This is a genomic window from Zunongwangia endophytica (assembly GCF_030409505.1).
In the GTDB taxonomy this organism is placed as follows: Bacteria; Bacteroidota; Bacteroidia; order Flavobacteriales; family Flavobacteriaceae; genus Zunongwangia; species Zunongwangia endophytica.
Genome location: NZ_JAUFPZ010000002.1, coordinates 2,820,980 through 2,844,874, shown reverse-complemented (window position 1 = coordinate 2,844,874; position 23,895 = coordinate 2,820,980). Strand labels below are relative to the sequence as shown.

Sequence of the window (23,895 nt, the reverse complement as noted above, 5' to 3'; positions counted from 1 at the left end):
AGCCGCTAAGCTTTACTCGATAATCGAGATAAAATGCGGCTCGATTTGCTTCAAAATAGATGTGTTATTTCTTATAATCTCACTTGTACTAGACTTGAGATAATTTAGTCTTCTAATTTATGGTTTTTATGAGCCTCGTCATCTTTAGAGATTTCTTCTTCATCTTCCTCGGTCGCAATTATTCGCATTGCAGGCTCTTTAAGTGTTTCTTTGTTCGCAATACTTCGTTCTAAAGACAGTAATAGCGATGGGAGCAGTAAAAGATTAGATAGCATTGCGAATAATAGGGTAGCAGATACCAACCCTCCTAAAGCCACAGTTCCGCCAAAACTACTAATCATAAATACTGAGAATCCGAAGAATAAGACGATCGAAGTATAAAACATACTTACCCCTGTTTCTCTAAGAGCAGCATAAACAGAGCGTTTAATTTTCCAATTATTAGCTTTAAGTTCCTGCCGGTATTTCGCCAAAAAGTGAATCGTGTCATCTACAGAAATTCCAAAAGCAATGCTGAATACTAAAATGGTTGATGGCTTTATAGGAACACCTAAATATCCCATCATTCCTGCTGTTATTAAAAGCGGTAGTAAATTTGGAACTAAAGATATCAATATCATCCTAAAGCTTCTAAACATCCATGCCATTAGTAAAGCGATTAATACAATCGCCAGAGATAAAGAAACTACAAGGTTTTTAACCAAATATGTGGTTCCTTTTTGAAAAACTAATGCCTTCCCGGTCATAGTAACCTCGTAGCGTTCTTCAGGAAATATTTTATGAATTTTAGGCCAAAGACTGGTTTCGATTCTTTCCATCTCATCGGTGCCAATATCCTTCATAAAAGTGGTAATTCTTGCATATTGGCCGGTGCTATCTACGTAAGTATTTACCAGATTATCGTTACCTTCCATTCCTTTGGTGTAAGGAATGATGAAGTTTTGTTCTTGTGAGGTAGGAAGTTGGTAATATTTTGGATTTCCGTTATAATACGCCTGCTTGCTATATTTTACCAAACGCGTAATGGAAAGTGGCTTAGAAAGCTGTGGTTCTTCAACAATTAGATTTTCCAGTTCTTCGATCCTTTTTAAGCTGGAAGATTTTAAAACTCCTTTTGGTCGCTTGGTATCAATTAGAATTTCCAGAGGCATAATTCCGTCGAATTCCTGTTCAAAAAACTTCACATCTTTAAAGAAAGAAGCTTCCTGTGGCATATCTTCCAGTAAACTTCCGGAAATTTTGATATTGTAAATACCGATAATGCTGGTAGCCAATAGCGCTACAGAAGTAAAATAAACCGCAATTCTATGGTTTCTCACCATCTTTTCCATCCAGTTTACAAAACCACCAATCCATTGTCTGTTTAAATGTTTTAAATGTTTCGACTTCGGAATTTTCATATAACTGTAAACCACCGGAATGATAAGTAATGAAAGAATAAAAATGGCTATAATATTGATGGAGGCCACGATACCAAATTCTTTCAGTAATTTACTTTCGGTTAAAATAAACGTAGCAAATCCTGAAGCAGTAGTGATATTTGTCATTAAAGTAGCGTTACCTACTTTGGCAATCACACGTTGAAGCGATTTTGCCTGATTCCCGTGTTTTTGGATTTCTTGCTGATATTTATTGATTAAGAAAATACAATTGGGAATACCAATTACAATTATAAGCGGCGGAATAAGTGCGGTGAGTACCGTTATTTCGTAATGTAAAAATCCAATCGTACCAAAAGCCCACATCACACCAATACAAACGGTAAGCATCGATATTACCGTTGCTCTAATCGATCTAAAGAAAAAGAAGAAAATTAAGGAAGTAACTCCTAAAGCCGCAGCGATAAAAAGCCCAATTTCGTCTACAATATTCTGGGAATTGAGTGTTCTTATGTACGGCATTCCAGAAACATGAACATCCATACCAGTATCCTTTTTGAACTTTTCGATCATAGGAACCAGTTGGTCGACTACAAAATCTTTTCTAGCTTTAGAATTTACAATCTCTTTATTTAGATAAAGAGCACTTTGGATGGTGTTAGAATGGGAGCTGTAAACAAGATTTTCGTAAAACGGCATTTTAGAGAAAAGCTCGTTTTCGTAGCTTGCTAGTTCTAAGCTGTCTGGTGATTCCTCTTCAATAAAAGGAACCATTTCAAAACGCTTAGGATCTTCAAATTTCTTGAGTTTCTTAAGATTTCCGATAGAAATTGCATAATCTACTTCAGGAAATTTCTGAAGACTATCATTAAGATCTTTCCAGGCCTGAAAGTTTTCTTCCTGAAATAGGGTAGAATCCTTAATCCCCATGACTATTAGATTACCTTCTTCTCCAAATTTATCCAGAAAATCATTGTATTCCTGGTTAATTTCGTGGTCGTCGGGTAATAAGTTAGCCTCGGTAAACGAGAATTGCATATACTTCCATTGCGTAGCAAAAAATGCCGTTATTCCCACAATTAGAAGGATAATAATAATTCTGTTTCGTAAAATTAGACGGGCGATAGCGTTCCAAAAGCCAAAGGTGAAGATCTTAGACATGCGTAATTTTTAAGCGCGCGCAAAGTTAACAAAAGAGAACCTAATAATCAGTATTTTGAGAATTAAACTCAGCTAATTTAAAACTTGATGTTTAAAGTAAATTTAAAAGCAAAATTTCGATTAAATCCGGGGAGATTATAAGCGCCATAACGATACGCTGTAGATAGACCAAAACCTGAAATGATATTATTAATTTCTAATCCTGCTTCAGAGTATCCATGTTCCAAAGAATTGAAAGTGATATTTTGGTGGCGATCCATATTATCGATATCACCAATGGCATGCCGGCTAATCAAAACAATTTCAGGCTTAAAGAAATTGGAGAATTTAATAGGAGGTAAGGTATGTCTTAAATGAAGCATAGCTAAACGATCGCTATAAAATTCGTTATAATACATGGTTTCGAAGCTAGTTTTTCCTGCTATCGAAAATCTTTTTAAAATAGCTTCCTGTCTCGAAGAGTTTGGATAGGCGTGGAATGTATGCGTAAGTGGCAACGCACCAGTAGCGTAATTTCCTTCTACAATCACTTCAGTTTTCGAAAGATCTAAACGTTTTAATTCATATTCGAATTTCAAACCAGTTCTTATAAAATCAAAATCTCCATCTGCAACACCAGACAGTCCTTTGTCAAATTGAAATGTAAATCTAGGAGAGTGTCCGTCTATCAATATAGATTTTTCAGGCGTTTTTAAATATTCACTAAAAGGTTCCCAGGTAAATGAAACACCAACCGTGCTAATGGAATAATCTGGATAAATTTCACCTTCATATGCGAAAGCATAATCTTTTGCGCCTAAAACATCCGTTTTGCTAAAGCGAATTTCAGTAGATAACTGAGGGTTTATTCGGTGTTCTAATCCCGCATAATATTTGCGATAATAATAGAAGAAATTAATATTTACGAATCTTGGTTCTATCAAATAGAATTTAGGAGGTGCTTTTAAGTAATTGAAACTGGCGACCTCTTCCATGTCGTTGGTATAACCAAGTATCAAATTGGTTTCAGTAGGCCGGTTTAGATAAATATTTGCATTGATGTTGTATTTTGATTTTTTGTCTTTAAAGCCATAAACAAAATAGCCTCCTACATTAAATCGCTCAGAGAAAATATCATTGGTTTTTCCGCCAAAACCTAATCGAATGCCTTCGTAATTATTGTATTTAAAAAGCTTATTTAATCGAACATCCCAAAATTTTAATGGATAATAGCCATTAGCCATTGTCTTTTTTACTTCAATTTTGCGAGCAATGTGCTTTGTGCTGATAATACTATCTACATAACTTGCTGTAGCCTCGTCCTTACTCGTAAAAGGTTCTTTTCGATTGTCAATCCAAAAAGAATTCTCCCGATCGTTCGCCTTAGGATCGACTTTAATTTTTGCAGAAGTGTTCTTAATTTTAGGAATGCTGTCCAGGTTATAATCATAATTAACCGTTGTGGCATCTAAATAAAGATTTCTTTGTATGGTGTCTTTGCTGAAGATACTTGAAATCGAAAGCCTGCGTTGTATGGTTCCTAAAGAAATGCTTCCTCCAAATACTGAAATATCTTTTCCACCACTACCTGGTTTAATTTTAATATCTCGCTTCTTCAATAACCAGACCTCCTTTGAGGGTGCAAATTCGTAGTCTTCTTTAATTTCAAGGTCAATTTGGCCAATAAGACGAGCTTCCGTTTTTTGAATTCCGAAGTTTAAGGTGTCTAAATAGATCACACCTTCAAGGCTGGCAATACGTTTTTCCCTTTTCGGTTTAAAGTAGATTAAATAAGATGGGCGATCATTATTTATAGTATCTAAAATTCGATATTCGTAATTTTTGAATGCATTTTCTGCAAGCGGGCCGGCATATTCTGTTTGGAAAATGGAGTATTTATTTTCGTAAAATGAAGTCGGATAAATATCAAGGCTAATTACATCGTAGATGGGTTCTTCGAAGCCGGCAGTTTCCAGTCCTAGAACTTCCTCTTTTTCACCTTCTCTTTTGTTGTAAGAATATTTAGTTACTTTTTCTGAAAGGTATGCTCGCGCCACGTTTACTATTGTAGCAATTTCAGTATTTGTAGTATCTGTAGTTAGCTTAATGGGATTTTCGTTATTATCGATAATAAATTTAGAATATGAAGTATATTCAAAACCATCTAAAGCCTTCTGCGGATCGTTACTATTTCTATTAGCTATGGCTTTTTGAACAATCCCATTCGCAGGATTTTTTGAAGAAGAAAGATAAACTGTGCTTAGTTTCTCATAATCTGGATACAGCTGAAGAACTGTAAATCTTTTGTTAGGAGAAATTTCAAAATTCCGACTATAAAAACCAAGATAAGAAATGGTGATTTTTAGGTCATTTTTATTTTGAGCGTCTATTTTAAAGCTTCCGTCTAAATTAGAAAGCTTTTGGCTGCCATCTGGTAAAATGATCTTAGCATAAGCTAACGGCTCCCCGGTAATCGCATTGATTACTTTGCCGGGATTTGTTGTGCGCTAACAAAAATACCGGAAAAGACAAAAAGAATGGTATAAACTAATCGCATATAGTATCCCCGGATTATAAAATGACATCAAAAAAAAGTCAAATTAAGTTTCGCTACAAACAGTAAAAAGCAAACTTAATTTGACTGTAAATAAAGACATTAATTCCCGAATTATATGGTCATAATTTCTTTTTCTTTTGCCTCTAAGATTTCTTCAATCTTGGCAATATATTTATCTGTAAGTTCCTGAACTTCTGCTTCTGCATTTTTCTGTAAATCTTCAGAAACTTCAGCTTTTTTCAATTCGTTGTTAGCTGTTTTTCTATCGTTTCTAACGCCAATTTTAGCATCTTCAGCTTCACCTTTTGCCTGTTTTACCAGTTGTTTTCTTCTTTCCTCTGTAAGAGGCGGAACGCTTATAATTACGCTTTCCCCATTATTCATTGGATTAAAACCAAGATTTGCCAGTAGGATCCCTTTTTCGATATTAGGAATGGTTCCTTTTTCGAATGGTTGGATAGAAATTGTTCGGGCATCAGGAGCATTTACATTTGCAACCTGATTTAAAGGGGTTTGAGAACCGTAGTATTCTACCATAACACTTCCTAGCATACTTGGGCTGGCTTTACCGGCTCTAATGTTTAGTAGTTGTTTTCTAAGGTGGGCAATAGCGTTTTGCATGCCTTCTTCAGCAGAATCTATAATTAATTCAATTTCCTCTTCCATGATTTTATTATCTAATATATTTTAACTGTATGCTTTTATAAATTCACTTTTGTTCCCACATTCTCTCCGGTAACCACTTTTATTAAATTCCCCGGCGTATTCATATCGAAAACAATAATTGGTAATTCGTTTTCTTGGCTTAAAGTAAAGGCTGTGGTATCCATTACTTTTAGCCCTTTTTTAATAACATCGTCGAACGAAATAAAATCGAATTTCGTTGCTTCTTTATCTTTTTCTGGGTCGGCTGTGTAAATTCCATCTACACGAGTCCCCTTTAAAATTACATCTGCTTTAATTTCGATTGCTCTAAGAACTGCGGCAGAATCTGTTGTAAAATATGGATTTCCTGTTCCACCACCAAAAATTACTACACGACCTTTTTCAAGATGTCTAATTGCTTTTCTTCTAATAAAAGGCTCAGCAACTTCATTAATTTTAATGGCCGACTGCAATCTTGTTTCGATTCCAGAATCTTCAAGGGCACTTTGTAATGCTAAACCGTTTATTACCGTAGCAAGCATTCCCATGTGATCACCTTGTACACGATCCATACCACGGCTTGCACCTGCAACTCCTCTAAAAATGTTTCCGCCACCAATAACAATTGCTACTTCTATTCCTTGATCTATTACCGATTTAACTTCTTCAGCATACTCAGCTAATCGCTCTGGATCGATACCATATTGGCGATTTCCCATTAATGCTTCTCCCGATAATTTTAGTAGTACTCTTTTGTATTGCATGGCTTATTTTAAAGATGATTGATGCAAATATAGCTAATATCTTAATTTGAAAAATCTTATCAATTAAAAATCTAAACCTTAAGAATAATTTAGTATTTCTAAGCTTTGCCAAAGTGTCCTAGAAGCTAAAATGGCTGGATTTTTGTTATTAGTAATTTGAAGTTATTTGAAAAAGAATTTAAAATGATTGGATATTATTTAATAGCAGGAATCATGTTTATCGTGAGCCTGTACGTAAGTAATAAACTTAAAAGTAAGTTTAAGAAATATTCCAAAATGCAATTGCAAAATGGAATGAGTGGTAAAGAGATTGCTGAAAAAATGTTACGTGATAACGGGATTACTGATGTGAAAGTAGTCTCTACTCCGGGTATGTTATCAGACCATTACAATCCCAGCAAAAATACAGTTAATCTTAGCGAGGGCGTATATTCACAGCGAAATGCAGCAGCAGCTGCCGTAGCAGCACATGAATGTGGGCATGCAGTGCAGCATGCAAATGCGTATGGCTGGTTAAAAATGCGAAGTGCGCTGGTTCCGGTAGTTAGTGTGGCTTCTAATTTATCGCAATGGGTGATATTAGCAGGTTTGGTGTTGCTTTATACCAGCACCATGGGACCAACTATATTCTTTATTGGGATTGTACTTTTTGGACTAGGGACTTTGTTTAGTTTTATAACACTCCCAGTAGAGTATGATGCAAGTAACAGAGCTTTAGCCTGGTTGGAGACTGAAAATATGTTGACCAGTAATGAGCATGATGCAGCAAAGGATTCTCTAAAATGGGCGGCAAGAACGTATGTAGTTGCTGCGCTTGGATCTTTAGCGACTTTATTATATTTTATCGGGATTTTTATGGGTTCCAGAGATTAACTTTCAGGATACAATTTAGGCGAAAAGCAGGTGAAAAATTGCACCTGCTTTTTTCATTTTATAACGTATTTTCTGAATTGAATTAAATTATTAGCAATTTTAAGGCTTTAATTATTTAATTTTGAGACAGTCTGCGAAGATTTAAAATGCCCGAATGAACAAGAATTTCTATTTACTACTTCTATTTTGCTTCTATTTTCAAATCAATTCTTTTGCGCAAAAGGATATAGCAAAACCCGTTTTTCGGGATTCTGCACAAGCAATTTTTTCATCATCAATCTCAGAAAGTCGATTGGTGCCTCCAAAAGATGAGCACAAATTATATAATCCTAGAAATCGCGGGATTAATAAAGTAATTCCTGGTAAAGGATATCCAAAAGGAATTGATCCTGCTTTGCAAAGCAAAAAAGGAGCAGTGCCTTCTAGGTTACCATCTTTGTCTTTTGATGGTGTGACAACGCGTTCTACACCATCGGATCCTACCGGGGTAGCTGGTCTAAATCATTATTTAAATGCATGGAATTCTGCTTTTTCGATATACGATAAAGAAGGCAATATTCTTATGCAGCCGGCTTCTTTGGCTAGTATTGGAGGTGAATTTGAAGGTGAAACATTAGGAGATCCCATTGTTGTCTACGATCAATTTGCCGATCGATTTTTAATAAGTCAGTTTAGCGATACTCCCGATAGTTTTTTAATTGCTGTTTCCAAAGGTCCAGATCCAGTTAATGATGGCTGGTATACGTATCGATTTTCTACAAATGATGTGCTGCCCGATTATCCTAAAATTTCAGTCTGGAGTGATGGATATTATATAACCACTAACAAAAGTTCTAATACAGCAGACGAAAGTCAGGTAATCTATGTGATGGAACGCGATAAAATGCTTGTTGGCGAAACAGCGCAATTTGTGTCTTTTCCTTTACCTGGGATAGAAACAAACGGATTTTATAGTCCGGCAGGTTTTAATGCTATGGGCGATAACATGCCGCCTAGAGGGAATGCTCCAATAATTTATCTTCAGGATGATGCATGGGCGGGAGTGCCAGAGGATCATTTAAAAATCTGGTTGGTTAATGTAGATTGGGAAGATTTGTCTAATTCAACTATCGAAGAATCTCAGGAATTAGGTTCAGCCAGCGGTGTTTCACCATTTACAGCCACTTTCGATGGAGGTTCCTTTAGCAATCTGGCGCAGCCAGGTAACGGTCCTGATATTGATGCTTTGCAGGCAACAATGATGTACATGACGCAGTACCGAAGATTTGTCGATCATAATTCAGTAGTAATGAATTTCGTGGTAGATGTAGACCCTACCCAGGCAGAACACGCAGGGATAAGATGGTACGAATTGCGACAATATAATGACAGTGGTGAATGGAGCGTTTACCAGGAAGGCACTTATGCACCCGATAAAAGCGATCGTTTTAGCGGAAGTATCGGTATTGATGATCAGGGTAATATCGGTTTAGGTTTTACTATTTTAGATGATAGTCCAGCCACGCCTATCTTTCCTTCCATAAGATATACCGGAAGATATAGTGGTGACCAATTGGGGATAATGACGCTAGAGGAGCAAAGTATTGTAGAAGGTAATAGTCCTAATCCTAGTACAAGATATGGAGATTATGCGCATCTCACTGTAGATCCGCTTGATGGTTTAACATTTTGGCATAATGCTGAATACTTTGAAGGCAATAACCGAATTAATAGAATTGCTAAATTTAAGCTGGCGCCAGATGTAACTGCCGATGTTGGAATTACTGAAATTTCTGCACCAATCGATGCGAGCCTTGGGGAAAATGAAAGAATAACGGTGACCTTGAGGAATTTTGGAGCCAATTCACAATCTGATATTCCTGTTAGTTATACGCTTAACGGGCAAACCGTAACAGAAATTTTTAGCGATAGAATTGAAGGTTCTTCTTCAAAAGAATTTACGTTCTCAGAAACCGCAGATTTTTCTGAAACAGGTAGGCGTTACGAGGTTTTTGCAAGAACAAGTTTAGAAGGAGATCAAAATTCAGAAAATGATACTATCACAAGATTTATACGGAATTTGCCCCCAAAAGATGTTGGGGTTACCGATATCAATGCCCCTGTGACCCGAGAAAATCTAGGGAATAGCGAAAGAATTACGGTAACTATAGAGAATTTTGGGGGAGAAGAACAAAGCAATATCCCAATATGGTTTCAGAAAGGAAATAACAATCGCATAGAAGAAATTTATCCTGGAAGCATTCCTGTTGGCGAAAAAGCAGTTTTTAGCTTTCAACAAACTACTGATCTTTCTGGTAATGGGCGTTATCGTATTAGTTCGGGGACTGCATTAGAAGATGATTTCGATCCAACGAATGATACTGAGCAAATTTCTGTAGCAAGTTTAAACTGTATACCCGAAGGTTCAAATTGTTCTTTTGGCGACGGAATTTCCTACTTTCAGCTTGGTGATATTTTAAATGAAAGAATTCCTTGTAGCGATGGTTATAACGATTATATCGGTTTTTCAACAAATCTTGATCGTGCCCAAAATAATTACACGCTTACGGTTCAAACTTTTTTCGATGCAGATGAAGAGGAAGAAAAATTTTCTATGTGGATAGACTTAGATGATAACGGATCTTTCGAGTCAGATGAGCGCATTTTTACTGATATACCACTTTTAAATCCAAGTACTTCTTATTCTTATGATTTTAGTCTTCCTGAAGATGCACCTCTAGGGCAGCATTTGTTAAGAATACGAGCTGGGGATACCAGTTATGATGGAGATCTAAATAGTCCTTGCAGTGTAATGGAGTATGGTACAACACACGATTATTCAGTAAATATTATTGATTCTGATTTAGATATCGAGGATTTTATTCTGAATGAAGCCGAGTTGTTAGTGTTAGATGAAAATAATGATCAATATCGCGTCGTTTTAGAAACCAGTTATAACGAGCCACTGCGAATTACAGTACACAATGTGCTTGGCCAAAAAATGCTAGAAAATAAGGTTGAAAATAGCCAAGATGGATATGTCTATGACCTTGATATGTCTTATGCGGCACGTGGTGTTTATTTGGTGCGTATAGGTACAAGAAAAGTGGGAAAAGTGAAACGATTTATTGTGAAATAGAAGGGAATAATAGAGAGTTTATTGTAATAACTATTAAGAAGGTTATTTTTGCCCAAAATCGAACTTCATGAAAATTATTTCATATAACGTAAACGGAATTAGGGCAGCAGTTAGAAAAGGATTTCTGGATTGGATACAACAGGCAAATCCAGATGTGATATGCTTGCAGGAAATTAAAGCAAATCCCGATCAATTAAATTTAGAGGAATTTACAGAAGCTGGTTATCCTTACCAATATTGGTATCCGGCGCAGAAAAAAGGCTATAGCGGCGTTGCTATTTTAAGTAAAATCGAACCTAATCATATAGAATATGGGACCGGGATCGATTATATGGATTTTGAGGGCCGTAATATTCGAGCCGATTTTGATCATTGCTCGGTAATGAGCTTATACCTGCCATCAGGAACCAACATTAATAGACTAGAATTTAAGCTTCAGTTTATGGCCGATTTTCAGAATTATATTAACGATCTCAAACAAGTAGTTCCTAATCTAATTATTTGCGGAGATTATAATATCTGTCATGAAGCGATAGATATTCACGATCCGGTACGTTTAAAAAATACATCGGGATTTCTTCCGGTAGAACGAGAATGGATCGATAATTTTATGAAAAGCGGATTTATTGATAGTTTCCGACATTTTAATACCGAGCCAGATCAATATTCCTGGTGGAGTTATCGCGCCAATGCACGGGCAAATAATAAAGGATGGAGAATCGATTATAATTTAGTTGCAGAACCATTACAAGAAAAATTGAAACGTGCCGTTATATTACCAGAAGCTCATCATAGTGATCATTGTCCTATATTAGTAGAGCTTGAAAGATAAAAATCCAAAAAAAATGAAAAAAACCATATTAGCTATTGCAGGAAGCACTTTAATGCTAACCTCTTGTGTTTCCTCTAAAGTTTATAAAGATCTTGAAAGTCGCCATGCCGATCTTAAGCGAGAAAATCGCGAACTAAAAAGTGAAGTTGGTCGTCTTGAAGGGGTAGATGAAGAACTTGCCGAGTTAAAATCGGAGCATCAAACGCTAACTTCTGAACGTGATCAATTAAAAGATCAGTTGGCGAGTTTGCAAAGTAATTACGATAATCTAAAAAGCTCTTACGATGCTTTAGAGAAGAATTCCTCTCAGGCTATTGCTGAAAATTCTAGGCAAAACAGAGACTTATTATCGCAGTTAGAGGATAAAGAAAAAACCTTAGCAGCAGAACAGGCAAGACTAGAGAAATTACAAAAAGATTTGCAGGCACGTTCCCAAAGAATCAATGAACTGGAAGGGCTTATCGCTGCAAAAGATGCAAAAATGAACGCCCTTAAAGAAGCGGTGTCCAAAGCACTTACCGATTTTGAAGGTAAAGGGCTTACCGTAGAGCAAAGGGACGGTAAAGTTTATGTGTCTATGGAGAATAAATTACTATTTAGTTCTGGTAGTTGGGCGGTAAATACAGATGGTCGTAAAGCGGTTAACCAATTGGGGAATGTACTTGCTCAAAATCCAGATATTAGTGTGTTAATCGAAGGGCATACCGATAATGTGCCTTATGGAGGTAACGGAGCTTTAAAAGATAACTGGGACCTTTCTACTAAGAGGGCAACAGCAATTGTTCAGATTTTGAGAGAAAATAATTCAATAGATCCGCAAAATTTAACTGCAGCAGGTCGAGGTGAATATGCGCCAGTGGCATCGAATGATACTGCGGAAGGAAAAGCAAAGAATAGAAGAATAGAAGTAATATTAACGCCGAAGTTGGATGAGGTTACAAAACTTTTAAATGAAGTAGAGTAAATTCGGACTAAAGTTAATTAAATTGAAATGTCCTTTTGAAGTTTTCAGAAGGGCATTTCTTTTTTCACCTTTGTTTGAAGAAGTAAGAATTTTAAATTAAAAAGCTATGAAATATACCACACTACCCGGTACAGATATAAAAGTTAGTAAGATTTGTCTAGGCACAATGACCTGGGGAGAACAAAATACAGAAGCTGAAGGTCACGAGCAGATCGATTATGCGCTAGATCAAGGTGTGAACTTTATGGATACGGCCGAGATGTACTCGGTACCAGCAAAACCAGAAACTCAAGGAAGCACAGAGAAGATTATCGGTAGCTGGCTAAAAAAGACGGAAAGAAGAAAAGATATTGTTTTGACTTCTAAAATAGCAGGTCCGGCAGATATGGTATCTCACGTAAGAGAAAATATGGGATTTAACAAAGTAGCTGTTAATGATGCTATCGATAAGAGTTTGCAACGTTTAAATACCGATTATTTAGATCTTTATCAATTACATTGGCCAGAGCGAAATACTAATTTCTTCGGAAAGCTAGGCTATACGCACAAGGAAGATGAAGAATGGAATGATAATTTTAAAGAAGTACTGGAGAATCTTCAGGAGCAAGTGAAAGCGGGTAAAATTCGTCATGTTGGTTTATCGAATGAAACAGCTTACGGGTTAAGTCGGTTTCTAGAAGAAAGTCGACTTCATGATTTACCGAAAATGATCACCGTTCAAAATCCATATAGTTTATTGAATCGAAAAGACGAAGTAGGTCTTACTGAAGTATTGCATCGTGAAAATGTTGGTTTATTGCCTTATTCTCCATTAGGGATGGGAACGCTTTCTGGAAAACATATAAATGGTATTGCTGAAAATACAAGATTAAGTTTGTTTCCGCAGTACGGTAGATATTCCGGAGAAGTAGCAGTAAAAGCAACCAAAGCTTATAAAGAAGTTGCTGTGAAACACGAATTGTCTATGGCGCAAATGTCTTTAGCTTTTGTAAATCAGCAGCCTTTTGTGACTAGTAATATCATTGGCGCTACTAAAATGGAGCAGCTTAAAGAAAATATCGCAAGTATTAATTTGGAGCTTTCCAAGGAAGTTTTAGAAGATATCGAAAAAGTACACGAAAAATATCCAAATCCGGCACCGTAAGTTAGACATTAGATCGCTTCGCTTTTAGATATAAGAATCATTACGAAACATGAATTAAGATTCGATATTTCTAAGAAGTTTTTTAATAGCCGAGGGCTGATAGCTAACAGCTGTAGGCTGGAATTATAACGGAGCAACTAAACTTTGATGTATAAAAGATGCGCTTTTGTTTTTAGGTCGAACATGAAACCATTCTCCTGTTTTGCCTAAAAGCTGAAGCGTATCTTTGTTTTTTCCTTGTCCTAAGATTTGAGATTTCGAAGTAGTGGGCTTATCTCTAAGATTCGCAATACTACTATTAATAATCAGATTGGTTGATTTTTTACTGAATTCTTCGATTTTCGGTTTAAAAGATTCTGATTGTTGTACAAAATGAAGCGGATTTATTGCTCCGCGCTTATAGATTCCAAAATGTAAGTGTGGCGGCGTAGTTCTTGCATTTCCGGTATTTCCTACAAATCCAAGAGTATCACCTGCTTTTACGTTTCCAGAGGCAACTGAAATGCTATCCAAGTGCGCGTAATACAGCGATTGTCCTCTTTTAGTATCACGAAGCCAAACCTGTTTACCTCCTAAACCTTTTTCGCCGGTAAAACCAATTCTTCCATTTGTTGCGGCGATTGCAGGAGTACCGCGATCGGCAAAAATATCAATACCTTCATGACTTCTGGCACCTCCGTCGCGAGTAGCGCCCCAATAACTCTGGATATTCCTGTTTTTACCATCTGCTACCGGAAAAAAATAAGCAGGTTTTTTATTGAATTTGAATACGAAATCTGATTGATTTTCTATAGCGGGTTGAATCACTATTTTGTAACGTCCAGAGGATTTAATTTCATACTGAAATAATTTTTGATCAATTTCAGCACTCTCAATTTTTTTAAAATGCTGAATGCTGTCTTCTGAAATTTTATAGAAATCAATAAAAACCAGATCTTCTAAAGAGTCAGTGAAAATTTCAAAATCAAAAATTTCTCCAGTGTTTAAATCGAGCTCGTAGGCATAAACCGGAAAAGATTTAGGCATAAAATGACCATTTTCGCCATAAGGAAGTTCGATTTTTACGCTGTCTTTTAATCCTAACTCGTGTTGTTGTTCCCAGATTGCAAATAACTCATCTGAAATATTATAATCTCTTTTATAAATTTCCTTTGCGCTGGGATTGGTAATAAAGTCGGTTGCTTTATTTAATCGCGAGCACGAGGCAAAAACTGCAATTGTTAATAAATAATATAGAAAATGCTTCAACGTCTAATTTTTTCTTTTTCAGTTGAATAGGTGCAGTAACTGTGCCATATTTATTCAAATAAATGGCCTACTACATCTTCAATTTTTGAAACACGTATTACCTTAATCGCATAATCAGATTTAGGGAGTTTGCTTTGCGTGGAGATCATAATTTTGGCAAAACCTAGTTTTTCAGCTTCAAGAATTCTTTGGTCGGCACGAGTTACGGGGCGTATTTCTCCGGCTAAACCAACTTCAGCAGCAAAACAAATATCTTTTTCAATAGCAATATCTTCGTTAGACGAGAGAATAGCCGCGACAACAGCAAGATCAATTGCGGGATCATCTACGCTAATTCCGCCAGTAATATTCAGAAAAACATCTTTTGCGCCTAATCGAAAACCAGCACGTTTTTCTAAAACCGCTAATAACATATTTAAACGCTTAACATTATAACCGGTTGCAGAACGTTGCGGTGTCCCATAAACCGCGGAACTCACCAAAGCCTGTATCTCGATCATTAAAGGCCGCATCCCTTCTAAGGTGGAAGCTATTGCGGTACCACTTAAATCGTCTTGATGTTTACTAATTAAAATTTCTGAAGGGTTAGAAACTTCTCGAAGTCCGCTGCCTTGCATTTCGTAGATGCCTAGTTCGTGTGTGCTTCCGAAGCGGTTTTTATTAGCACGTAAAATTCGGTATACATGATTACGATCTCCTTCGAACTGAAGTACCGTATCTACCATGTGTTCTAATACTTTTGGGCCGGCAATGCTACCTTCTTTAGTGATATGCCCAATAAGAATTACGGGAACATTACTTTCTTTAGCGAATTTTATTAATTCTGCCGTACATTCTCGAATTTGAGAAATACTTCCGGGAGCGCTTTCGATGTAATCACTGTGTATAGTTTGGATGGAATCGATAATGACAACTTCTGGAGAGACTTCTTCAATTTGCCTAAATATACTTTGTGTTTTTGTTTCAGTAAGAATATAGCAATTTGTCGAATTTGGATCGATACGCTCTGCCCGCATTTTTATTTGCTGCTGACTTTCCTCTCCTGAAACGTATAGTACTTTGTAAGGGAAACTAAGCGAAATTTGTAATAATAGCGTACTTTTTCCTATTCCCGGTTCTCCGCCAAGAAGAGTTAGCGAGCCTGGAACCAAGCCGCCACCTAATACACGATCTAATTCTGTATTTCCGGTTTTCCAACGATATTCGGGAGCAGTTTCAATTTCGTTAAGACGTAGAGGTTTAGCCGCTCTTTTTTTCTCGGTCTTTGCTGAGGTTTTCCAGTCTTTTTTGTCTGGTTTTTCAATTACCTCTTCTACAATAGTATTCCAATCTCCGCAAGAATTACATCGTCCCTGCCATTTAGCGTATTGCGCGCCGCAGTTTTGACAATAATAAGCTGTTTTTACCTTCGCCATAGCTGCAAAGATAATTATTAACGATTGGCTTTTTTAATTTCATTGGCTCTTTCCAGCATAAAATCTGTCGTAAGAAATGAAATAGGCTTTTGGCTGTAGGCTTTTTGATAGGTCTTTATAGCGCGTTGCGGGTTACCAGTTTCTTCTTCCCACCTTGCTTCAAAATAAGTAGCTAGCATTGTGTTAGGATAATGATCGGCAGCCAATTTGCTTAAGCCTTTAAAATCGTCCCAACGTCTCGTTTTCTCTATAGCCTGATTTATAGCTAAAAAGTCATTAAGGCGAATTTGCTTTTCTAAACCAAAAAGCTCGTTTATAGTGCTGTATTTGTCTTCTAAATATTCTGATAGGCTAATACTGGTTTGAAGCAATTTAGTTTGATATTCTTTTTGAGAAATAGGGCGATAGATTTCGAATATATTATCTATAGCTGCAGGAATTGCTTTACCTACTAAAGAATAATGTGTTGAATTTTCGAAGTTATCAAAATCATATTCAATTTGCGTGTTATTGAGATCTTTCAGTAAACCATCAAATGTTATAATAGATTCCTGTAACTGCGGAATATCATCTGATCCCGTAGCGAGATAATACCAAATCCTTTTTTCAGTTTTTTGAAAAACTTCATTTAATCTTACTGTCATTTTAGGCGCATAATCTGGGCTTAGATTTATATAAGCATCAAATATTGGATTGTCTTTTAAAAGATAGTAATTCATGAAATTGGCAGTAAGATCGTGCCCAACAATCACATGAAAAGGCGCAACACGATAATTTTCAGCAATACTTTTCATGAGTTCCATACCTAAGAATTCAAAAAAAGCAGCTCCTTCTTCACTTGGCAAGTAACGCTCTTCATCATAATAAGAATCGGCTTCCCTGCTTTTATTTTGATTAACGCCAACTACGATCATTTCTGGAGCGTCTTCCCAGTAGGAATAGAAATCGATCATGCCTGCTACAGGCTCAAATAAATAATCACCATCCAGAACTAACATTACAGGGTATAATTTTTCCTTATTAGCTTCGTAGTTTCTGGGTAATTGGATTTTAATTTCCCGACTTGTGCCAAGCTTATCTGAAGATACTGTTTCGTAGGTAGTTTGAGCAGAAATCATCCATGGGAAGATAATGACTACTGCTAGAAGTAGATTTTTTATCATAGGTGTTTATTTAGCGGACTTCAATATATATAATTATTTCCTTCTGTTTAGGATCGGCAAGAAAATAAATGAAAGTCCACCAAGGACAAGGTTTAAAAGCGTTTGGGATGCCCAAACTACCCAGCCAAATGCTTCCCCGCCTTGCTTAGATATACTAAAAAGTGTTAAGACTCCGCCAATAGCAATAGGATATACTCCTATGCCGCCATTGGTTACTGAGATCGCAAAAGAGCCAACCACGAATGCGGCTAAAATTGCACTAAAGCCAACCTCGCTAGTTTCAGGGATTGCAAAAGTAGCAACGTAAAACATCATCACATACATTGTCCAGATAAACAACGTATGAAAAATAAATGCCCATTTTTGACGCATGTTAAGTATACTGCGCATACCCTCGAGAATGCCTTTGGCAAAGTTCTTTATCTTTCTAAGAATAGGAAGCTTAGATTTTTTAATTAGAATAAGAGTAATAGTTCCCAAAATCACAAGTACAACAAAGATGCCTATGGTAAATATGGGATTAATATCATTTTCTGAAAAGTAGCTGAGGACATGATCGGTTTGTAAAATAACCGCAAGAGAAATTATAGCCATTAGAATAACAAGATCTGCTAGACGCTCTGATATAATTGTTCCAAAGCCTTTTTCTACAGGGATCTCTTCGTACGTTTTTAGAGTCGCAGCTCTTAAAAATTCTCCTGATCTTGGAATGCCCAGATTAGCAAGATATCCCGCCATAACAGCCATAAAGCTATTTCTAAGTTTAGGCTTATATCCTAAAGGTTCGAGCATAAACTTCCATCGATAAGCCCTGGAAAGATGCGCTAAAGTTCCTAAAACTAAAGAGAGAATGACCCAAAATGGATCAGCTTTTTTGATATTGAGAATCAGCTCGGCGCGCTCTGCCGGTGTGGCGCTGTTATAGCTATACCAAATTAAAAAAATCCCCAGCAAAAGGGGGATTATTGTTTTTAGTATATTTTTAATCTTACTATTCAAAAAAGTTATTTTTAGTTAAGCAGATTATTTTCTTCGTTAGGGAAAACAATAGCCGGCTTAAAAGCTTTAGCTTCTTCGAAATCCATTAAGGCATAGCAGATTAAAATTAGCACATCTCCTTTAGCCACTTTTCTTGCTGCAGCACCATTTAAGGTGATTTCGCCAGAATTTCTTGGTCCCGGGATAGCATAAGTCTCTAAACGCTCGCCATTGTTATTATTTACAATTTGAACTTTTTCACCTTCAATAATATTTGCTGCATCCATTAGATCCTCATCTATGGTGATGCTGCCAATATAATTTAGATCGGCGCCGGTTACTTTTACACGATGAATTTTAGATTTTACTACGTGAACTTGCATGATTTTTAATTATTAAGAGCAAGGTTGTCTATAAGCCTAATATCACCTGCATACGCAGCGATAAAAGCTCGGTAAGATGTTCCTTCTCTTTTTTCTGTTATTTCTTTTAAAGTTTCAGCATCGGATATTTCAAAATATTCCAGTTCTAAAAATGGATAATTTTTGAATTGTTGTTCTACCCAATCATTAATATAATTTGCACTTTCTGTGCCAAATAACGTTTGAGTTTCTTTTAATGTTTCATAGATAAAGGCAGCTTTTTCCCTTTGCAAGTCATTAAGTCGTTCGTTTCTACTACTCCTTGCAAGACCAGATTCTTCTCTAAGAATAGGGCATCCTATGATCTCTACGGGAATACGCTCTATTTTGGTAAGTCTTTTAATAATTTGTAATTGCTGATAATCTTTTTCACCAAAAAAAGCCTTGTCTGGTTCTACGGTTTCAAATAAAAGTTTAACTACAGTTCCTACTCCGTCAAAATGTCCGTTTCGATGTTTCCCTTCCATCACATTGTCTAATCCTTCGAAGTCAAAATGTTGTGAAATCACTTCACTGTCGTACAATTCGTTAGCATTTGGAGTGAAAACGATAATATTTTCAGATATTTTTCGGATAAGATCAATGTCCTTTTTCAGGTCTCTTGGATATTTTTCCAAATCGCTTGGATTGTCAAACTGAGTAGGGTTAACAAATATGCTTACAACTACCTGATCGCAGGATTTAAAAGCTTCATTAACAAGGTACAAGTGACCATCGTGCAAAGCACCCATAGTGGGTACTAAACCAACTGTTTTGTTGGCCGACTTTATGTTTGCTAAGGTAGTCCTTAGCCGTTCCTTTTCTTTAAAAACCTGCATTGTAAATTAAAATTAACAGCGTGCAAACTTAATATATCTCTGGCAATCTGCATAAAATTTTGTAATTTTGCGTGTTTTTTGTTCGCAATCGCACTTTAAAGAAAAAATTATATGAAAGATAAGAGGATATTGTACGTCTCGTCTGAAGTTATACCTTACTTACCTGAAACCGAAATATCATCCACATCTTTTGAAGCCGCAAAAATGGTGAATAACCTTGGAGGGCAAATTCGAATTTTTATGCCAAGATTTGGTAATATTAATGAGCGCCGCCATCAACTTCATGAAGTTATTAGGCTTTCCGGGATGAATATGGTGATTAATGATTTAGATATGCCGCTAATCATAAAAGTTGCTTCGATCCCAAAAGAGAGAATGCAGGTTTATTTTATAGATAACGAAGATTATTTTAAGAGAAAGGCAACATTGACTGATGAAGATGGAAATCTTTTTGATGACAATGACGAACGCGCTATATTTTTTGCAAAAGGTGTGATCGAAACGGTGAAGAAATTAAACTGGTCTCCAGACGTTATTCACGTACATGGTTGGCTGGCGTATATGTTGCCGTTATATTTGAGAAATTATTATGGTAATGAGCCTCTTTTTAAAGATGCAAAAATAGTTACGTCTATTTACAATGAAAACTTTGAAGGAACGTTAGATGAAGAGATGAGAGAGAAAATCTTGTTTGACGGAATGGAAAAGAGAGATCTTAAGCACCTGAAGGAGCCAAGTTTTGTGAATTTAGCAAAAACAGCTGCAGATAACTCAGACGCTCTGATCGTTGGAAGTGATGATCTTCCAGAAGATTTATTAGATTATTTGAAGAAAATCAATAAGCCTTTACTTCCTTACAAAACAAGAGAAGAGTTCTCGCAAGCATATCAAGATTTTTACACTACAAAAGTATTAGCGGAATAGTAATTCTTATTTACATGAATTTATACAGAAGGATTTTAAAAATAGCAACAGTTCCTGTTGTTATTTTTCTTTTAGCATCTTGCGATGAAGATTTTAGTAATGTTGGTGGAGAGGTTATCGGAAATCCATCTGGCGTAGAGGTGCGTGAATACGACATCAATGCCTATACTGTCGATTTAAAATCGATCGAGTCTAACCGAAATTTTTTGGTAGGAGTAAGTCCTAATCAGATTACTCACTATCCCAGACTTTTAGGGGTTTATAATCATCCCGTTTTTGGGCAAAAATTAGCCAGTGTGCTTTCGCAAGTGAGTATCTCTCAAACTTCACCACAATTTCCTGATGGTGCAATTTTAGATAGTGTGGTGCTTAATATGCCATATTATAGTAGAGAAACAAGAAACGCAGACGGGGATTCAGAATATACACTAGATAGTATTTATGGTAGTGGAGCTTTTAAATTAAGTATCTATGAGTCAAATTACTTTTTAAGCGATTATGATCCCGACCAAAACTTTGAGAAAAGACAAAAATACTATTCAGATCAACAGGATGTATTTGAGCAATTCTTAAATGACGATCCTATTTATGTGAATGAGAATTTTACTCCTTCAGCAAATAGAATACGGATTATAAGACCCAATGGAGAAGGTGAAAATGACACTGTTTACAATGCGCCTTCATTGCGAGTTAAGTTAGATAAAGAATTTTTTCAGCAGAAAATATTTGATAAAGAAGGAAGTCAAGAATTATCAAGTCAAAGTAATTTCAAAGATTATTTCAGAGGACTTTTTCTTAAGGCGGAGCCTGTTGGGAATAGTGGAAGTATGATTCTTTTCAATTTTGCTTCAAGTTCTGGTGTGAAAATGTACTATTCTTACGAAGAAGAAACTACAGACGATGAAGATCAAACTGTAGATGTAAAAGTAATAGACAGTCTTGGATTAAACTTTACTGGTAATAGAGTAAATACCTTTAAAGGAGAGTACCCTCAGCAAGTTCAAGAGGATATTGCTAATAGATCAGATAATCTTTATATTGACGGAGGTGAAGGAACTATTGGAGTTGTAGAGCTTTTTAATGACGTAGAATTGGAAGATTTAAGAGCTGAAAATCTTATTATTAATGAAGCAAATCTTGAGTTGTATCTTAAAAGTGATGAAATGGGCGGTGCTGAAGAACCATCGCGAATTTATCTCTATGATATAGATAATAATTCGGTTTTAGTTGATTATAATATAAATCAAAGTGACGTAAATCAGAATGCTTTTAATTCCAGATTAATATTTTCTTCTAAGCCAGAAACAGATGAGGAAACGGGAGTTACAAAATACACTTTAAGATTAACACAACATATCTTCAATTTGATAGAAAATGATTCTAGTAATGTGAGATTGGGGATAGCAGTAACTTCCAATATTAATCAGGCTGGTAATATCGCTGCAAAAGAAAGTACTCCAGTGTTAACTGGCGATAATAAATTAGATGTTGTTCCGGCTGCTTCAGCAATTACTCCAGAGGGAGCTGTTTTTTACGGATCTGAAGCATCGAACGAGGATAGAAGATTTAAGTTAAGAATATACTATACAGACGCAGACCAGTAAACCAAATCTTATATGTGCGGAATAGTTGGATATATTGGGCATAGAGATGCTTATAATGTAGTTATAGAAGGTTTAAAGCGATTAGAATACCGTGGCTATGATAGTGCAGGTATAGCGCTTTATGATGGTGAACAGCTTAAGGTTTGTAAAACCAAGGGAAAAGTAGCTGATCTTGAAAAGAAAGTTCAGGAATCTATAACTTCTAATGGCTCTATTGCAATAGGCCATACGCGATGGGCAACTCATGGTCAACCCAATGATATTAATTCGCATCCACATCTTTCAAATTCTGGTAATCTTGCTATAATTCATAACGGAATTATTGAAAATTACGATTCGCTTCGTAAAGAATTGAAAAAGCGTGGCTATACTTTTCAAAGTGATACCGATACTGAAGTTTTGGTGAATCTTATTGAAGATGTTATCAAAAATGAAGGAGTAAAGTTAGGTAAAGCTGTTCAGATAGCGTTAAATCAAACAGTAGGCGCTTATGCAATTGCTGTTTTTGATAAAAGAAAGCCCGATGAAATTGTAGTCGCAAGACTAGGAAGTCCTTTAGCAATTGGGATAGGTGAAAATGAATATTTTATAGCCTCAGATGCTTCACCATTTATAGCTTACACCAATAACGCTATTTATCTGGAAGACGGAGAAATGGCGGTTGTAAGAAATGGAAAGGATGTTAAGGTTCGTAAAATTCATAATGATTCTGAAGTTGCTGCTTACGTTCACGAACTTCAATTGAATCTTGAGCAAATAGAAAAAGGTGGTTACGATCACTTTATGCTTAAAGAAATATACGAGCAACCTAACGCTATAAGAGATACATATAGAGGGCGCTTGTTAGCCGACCAGGGAATTATAAAAATGGCCGGTGTAGACGATAATATAGAACGTATCGCCAAAGCTAATCGAATCTTAATTGTAGGATGTGGTACATCTTGGCATGCCGGTTTAGTAGCCGAATATGCTTTTGAGGATATGGCCAGAATTCCTGTTGAGGTAGAATATGCTTCAGAATTTAGATATAGAAACCCTGTTATTACTGAAGATGATGTTGTTATAGCTATTTCCCAAAGTGGGGAAACAGCAGATACTATGGCCGCTATTAAATTAGCGAAAGAAAAAGGTGCTTTTGTATTTGGTGTTTGTAATGTAGTAGGTTCATCCATTTCTAGAGAAACTACCGCGGGCGCGTACACTCATGCGGGACCAGAAATTGGGGTAGCTTCAACAAAAGCATTTACAACTCAAATTACGGTTTTAACCCTAATGGCGTTAAAGCTTGGAAAATATAAAGGAACGATTTCAGATTCAGACTTCAGATTTCATCTTCAGGCGTTAGAAGCAATTCCGCAGAAAATAGAAAGTCTTTTGAAATCAGATAAGATTATCAAGGAGATTGCTGAAACCTATAAGGATACTCGAAATTGTATTTACCTGGGAAGAGGTTATAATTTTCCTGTAGCATTAGAAGGCGCGTTGAAGTTAAAGGAGATTTCTTATATCCATGCTGAAGGTTATCCAGCCGCAGAAATGAAGCATGGTCCTATTGCACTAATCGATGAAGAAATGCCAGTTGTAGTAATTGCTGTTCGTAAAGGACATTACGAAAAAGTAGTTAGTAATATTCAGGAAATAAAATCTCGAAAAGGAAAGATAATTAGCTTAGTTACTGAGGGCGATACTGAAGTTAAAGAGATTGCCGATCATGTAATTGAAATTCCTGAAACTATAGAGTCTTTTACTCCGTTATTAACAACAATTCCGTTACAATTACTTTCTTATCATATAGCAGTAATGCTTGGTAAGAATGTAGATCAGCCAAGAAATCTTGCAAAATCGGTAACGGTAGAGTAAGGATAGCGCAGGATAATTTTTCTAAAATTTTTTAGTAGTTTTAGTGC

Annotated in this window: 18 protein-coding genes; 8 read left to right on the top strand and 10 right to left on the bottom strand. The window is 36.2% G+C overall.

Annotation, left to right across the window (positions count from 1 at the left end; translation table 11 throughout):
- Positions 1 to 104 precede the first annotated feature (104 nt).
- The 4 genes from QWY91_RS12365 to pyrH form a co-directional block, all read right to left on the bottom strand.
- Complete coding sequence (locus QWY91_RS12365; protein ID WP_290235561.1) at positions 105 to 2,540, bottom strand: efflux RND transporter permease subunit; 2,436 nt, start codon at positions 2,538 to 2,540, stop codon at positions 105 to 107.
- A gap of 77 nt (positions 2,541 to 2,617) precedes the next feature.
- Positions 2,618 to 4,960 carry a DUF5686 family protein gene (locus QWY91_RS12360; protein ID WP_290237097.1) on the bottom strand — a complete coding sequence of 781 codons (2,343 nt, stop codon included), beginning with the start codon at positions 4,958 to 4,960 and terminating at the stop codon, positions 2,618 to 2,620.
- Between the two features lie 227 nt (positions 4,961 to 5,187).
- Positions 5,188 to 5,742, bottom strand: coding sequence for a ribosome recycling factor (frr, locus tag QWY91_RS12355; protein WP_290235560.1), 555 nt, complete (start codon positions 5,740 to 5,742; stop codon positions 5,188 to 5,190).
- Positions 5,743 to 5,777: 35 nt separating this feature from the next.
- Positions 5,778 to 6,485, bottom strand: coding sequence for a UMP kinase (gene pyrH / locus QWY91_RS12350; RefSeq protein ID WP_290235559.1), 708 nt, complete (start codon positions 6,483 to 6,485; stop codon positions 5,778 to 5,780).
- A gap of 183 nt (positions 6,486 to 6,668) precedes the next feature.
- Between pyrH and QWY91_RS12345 the strand changes: the two genes are divergently transcribed.
- The 5 genes from QWY91_RS12345 to QWY91_RS12325 all read left to right on the top strand — a co-directional run bounded on the left by QWY91_RS12345 (position 6,669) and on the right by QWY91_RS12325 (position 13,416).
- Complete coding sequence (locus QWY91_RS12345; protein ID WP_290235557.1) at positions 6,669 to 7,358, top strand: zinc metallopeptidase; 690 nt, start codon at positions 6,669 to 6,671, stop codon at positions 7,356 to 7,358.
- Between the two features lie 154 nt (positions 7,359 to 7,512).
- Positions 7,513 to 10,476: a GEVED domain-containing protein gene (locus tag QWY91_RS12340; protein ID WP_290235556.1), complete on the top strand. Its 2,964-nt coding sequence runs from the start codon at positions 7,513 to 7,515 to the stop codon at positions 10,474 to 10,476.
- A gap of 67 nt (positions 10,477 to 10,543) precedes the next feature.
- Positions 10,544 to 11,308, top strand: a complete 765-nt coding sequence (locus QWY91_RS12335) for an exodeoxyribonuclease III (protein ID WP_290235555.1) — start codon at positions 10,544 to 10,546, stop codon at positions 11,306 to 11,308.
- Positions 11,309 to 11,321: 13 nt separating this feature from the next.
- Complete coding sequence (locus QWY91_RS12330; protein ID WP_290235552.1) at positions 11,322 to 12,272, top strand: OmpA/MotB family protein; 951 nt, start codon at positions 11,322 to 11,324, stop codon at positions 12,270 to 12,272.
- 106 nt (positions 12,273 to 12,378) lie between these two features.
- Positions 12,379 to 13,416, top strand: coding sequence for an NADP(H)-dependent aldo-keto reductase (locus QWY91_RS12325; RefSeq protein WP_290235550.1), 1,038 nt, complete (start codon positions 12,379 to 12,381; stop codon positions 13,414 to 13,416).
- Positions 13,417 to 13,539: 123 nt separating this feature from the next.
- Here the strand turns inward: QWY91_RS12325 and QWY91_RS12320 are convergent, their stop codons facing one another.
- The 6 genes from QWY91_RS12320 to panC are packed head-to-tail and all read right to left on the bottom strand — an operon-like array spanning position 13,540 to position 19,460.
- Positions 13,540 to 14,664, bottom strand: coding sequence for a M23 family metallopeptidase (locus tag QWY91_RS12320; RefSeq protein ID WP_290235548.1), 1,125 nt, complete (start codon positions 14,662 to 14,664; stop codon positions 13,540 to 13,542).
- Between the two features lie 50 nt (positions 14,665 to 14,714).
- Positions 14,715 to 16,079, bottom strand: coding sequence for a DNA repair protein RadA (gene radA, locus QWY91_RS12315; RefSeq protein WP_290235547.1), 1,365 nt, complete (start codon positions 16,077 to 16,079; stop codon positions 14,715 to 14,717).
- 17 nt (positions 16,080 to 16,096) lie between these two features.
- Complete coding sequence (locus QWY91_RS12310; protein WP_290235545.1) at positions 16,097 to 17,242, bottom strand: alpha/beta hydrolase; 1,146 nt, start codon at positions 17,240 to 17,242, stop codon at positions 16,097 to 16,099.
- Positions 17,243 to 17,275: 33 nt separating this feature from the next.
- Positions 17,276 to 18,241: a lysylphosphatidylglycerol synthase transmembrane domain-containing protein gene (locus tag QWY91_RS12305; RefSeq protein WP_290235544.1), complete on the bottom strand. Its 966-nt coding sequence runs from the start codon at positions 18,239 to 18,241 to the stop codon at positions 17,276 to 17,278.
- 11 nt (positions 18,242 to 18,252) lie between these two features.
- Entirely contained in the window at positions 18,253 to 18,603 is a 351-nt protein-coding gene (gene panD / locus QWY91_RS12300) for an aspartate 1-decarboxylase (RefSeq protein WP_290235542.1), read from the bottom strand.
- Between the two features lie 5 nt (positions 18,604 to 18,608).
- Positions 18,609 to 19,460: a pantoate--beta-alanine ligase gene (gene panC, locus QWY91_RS12295; RefSeq protein ID WP_290235540.1), complete on the bottom strand. Its 852-nt coding sequence runs from the start codon at positions 19,458 to 19,460 to the stop codon at positions 18,609 to 18,611.
- A 111-nt stretch (positions 19,461 to 19,571) separates the two neighbouring features.
- Between panC and QWY91_RS12290 the strand changes: the two genes are divergently transcribed.
- The 3 genes from QWY91_RS12290 to glmS are packed head-to-tail and all read left to right on the top strand — an operon-like array spanning position 19,572 to position 23,848.
- Positions 19,572 to 20,384 carry a glycogen/starch synthase gene (locus QWY91_RS12290; protein WP_290235538.1) on the top strand — a complete coding sequence of 271 codons (813 nt, stop codon included), beginning with the start codon at positions 19,572 to 19,574 and terminating at the stop codon, positions 20,382 to 20,384.
- A gap of 14 nt (positions 20,385 to 20,398) precedes the next feature.
- Positions 20,399 to 21,988 carry a BamH family beta-barrel-assembly machinery protein gene (gene bamH / locus QWY91_RS12285; RefSeq protein ID WP_290235537.1) on the top strand — a complete coding sequence of 530 codons (1,590 nt, stop codon included), beginning with the start codon at positions 20,399 to 20,401 and terminating at the stop codon, positions 21,986 to 21,988.
- Positions 21,989 to 22,000: 12 nt separating this feature from the next.
- Positions 22,001 to 23,848, top strand: a complete 1,848-nt coding sequence (glmS, locus tag QWY91_RS12280) for a glutamine--fructose-6-phosphate transaminase (isomerizing) (protein ID WP_290235536.1) — start codon at positions 22,001 to 22,003, stop codon at positions 23,846 to 23,848.
- Positions 23,849 to 23,895 lie beyond the last annotated feature (47 nt).

Coding starts and splice junctions, on each gene's coding strand:
- QWY91_RS12365 (WP_290235561.1), bottom strand. CDS start 2,540: ATGTCTAAGATCTTCACCTTTGGCTTTTGGAACGCTATCGCCCGTCTA.
- frr (WP_290235560.1), bottom strand. CDS start 5,742: ATGGAAGAGGAAATTGAATTAATTATAGATTCTGCTGAAGAAGGCATG.
- pyrH (WP_290235559.1), bottom strand. CDS start 6,485: ATGCAATACAAAAGAGTACTACTAAAATTATCGGGAGAAGCATTAATG.
- QWY91_RS12345 (WP_290235557.1), top strand. CDS start 6,669: ATGATTGGATATTATTTAATAGCAGGAATCATGTTTATCGTGAGCCTG.
- QWY91_RS12340 (WP_290235556.1), top strand. CDS start 7,513: ATGAACAAGAATTTCTATTTACTACTTCTATTTTGCTTCTATTTTCAA.
- QWY91_RS12335 (WP_290235555.1), top strand. CDS start 10,544: ATGAAAATTATTTCATATAACGTAAACGGAATTAGGGCAGCAGTTAGA.
- QWY91_RS12330 (WP_290235552.1), top strand. CDS start 11,322: ATGAAAAAAACCATATTAGCTATTGCAGGAAGCACTTTAATGCTAACC.
- QWY91_RS12325 (WP_290235550.1), top strand. CDS start 12,379: ATGAAATATACCACACTACCCGGTACAGATATAAAAGTTAGTAAGATT.
- radA (WP_290235547.1), bottom strand. CDS start 16,079: ATGGCGAAGGTAAAAACAGCTTATTATTGTCAAAACTGCGGCGCGCAA.
- QWY91_RS12310 (WP_290235545.1), bottom strand. CDS start 17,242: ATGATAAAAAATCTACTTCTAGCAGTAGTCATTATCTTCCCATGGATG.
- panD (WP_290235542.1), bottom strand. CDS start 18,603: ATGCAAGTTCACGTAGTAAAATCTAAAATTCATCGTGTAAAAGTAACC.
- panC (WP_290235540.1), bottom strand. CDS start 19,460: ATGCAGGTTTTTAAAGAAAAGGAACGGCTAAGGACTACCTTAGCAAAC.
- QWY91_RS12290 (WP_290235538.1), top strand. CDS start 19,572: ATGAAAGATAAGAGGATATTGTACGTCTCGTCTGAAGTTATACCTTAC.
- bamH (WP_290235537.1), top strand. CDS start 20,399: ATGAATTTATACAGAAGGATTTTAAAAATAGCAACAGTTCCTGTTGTT.
- glmS (WP_290235536.1), top strand. CDS start 22,001: ATGTGCGGAATAGTTGGATATATTGGGCATAGAGATGCTTATAATGTA.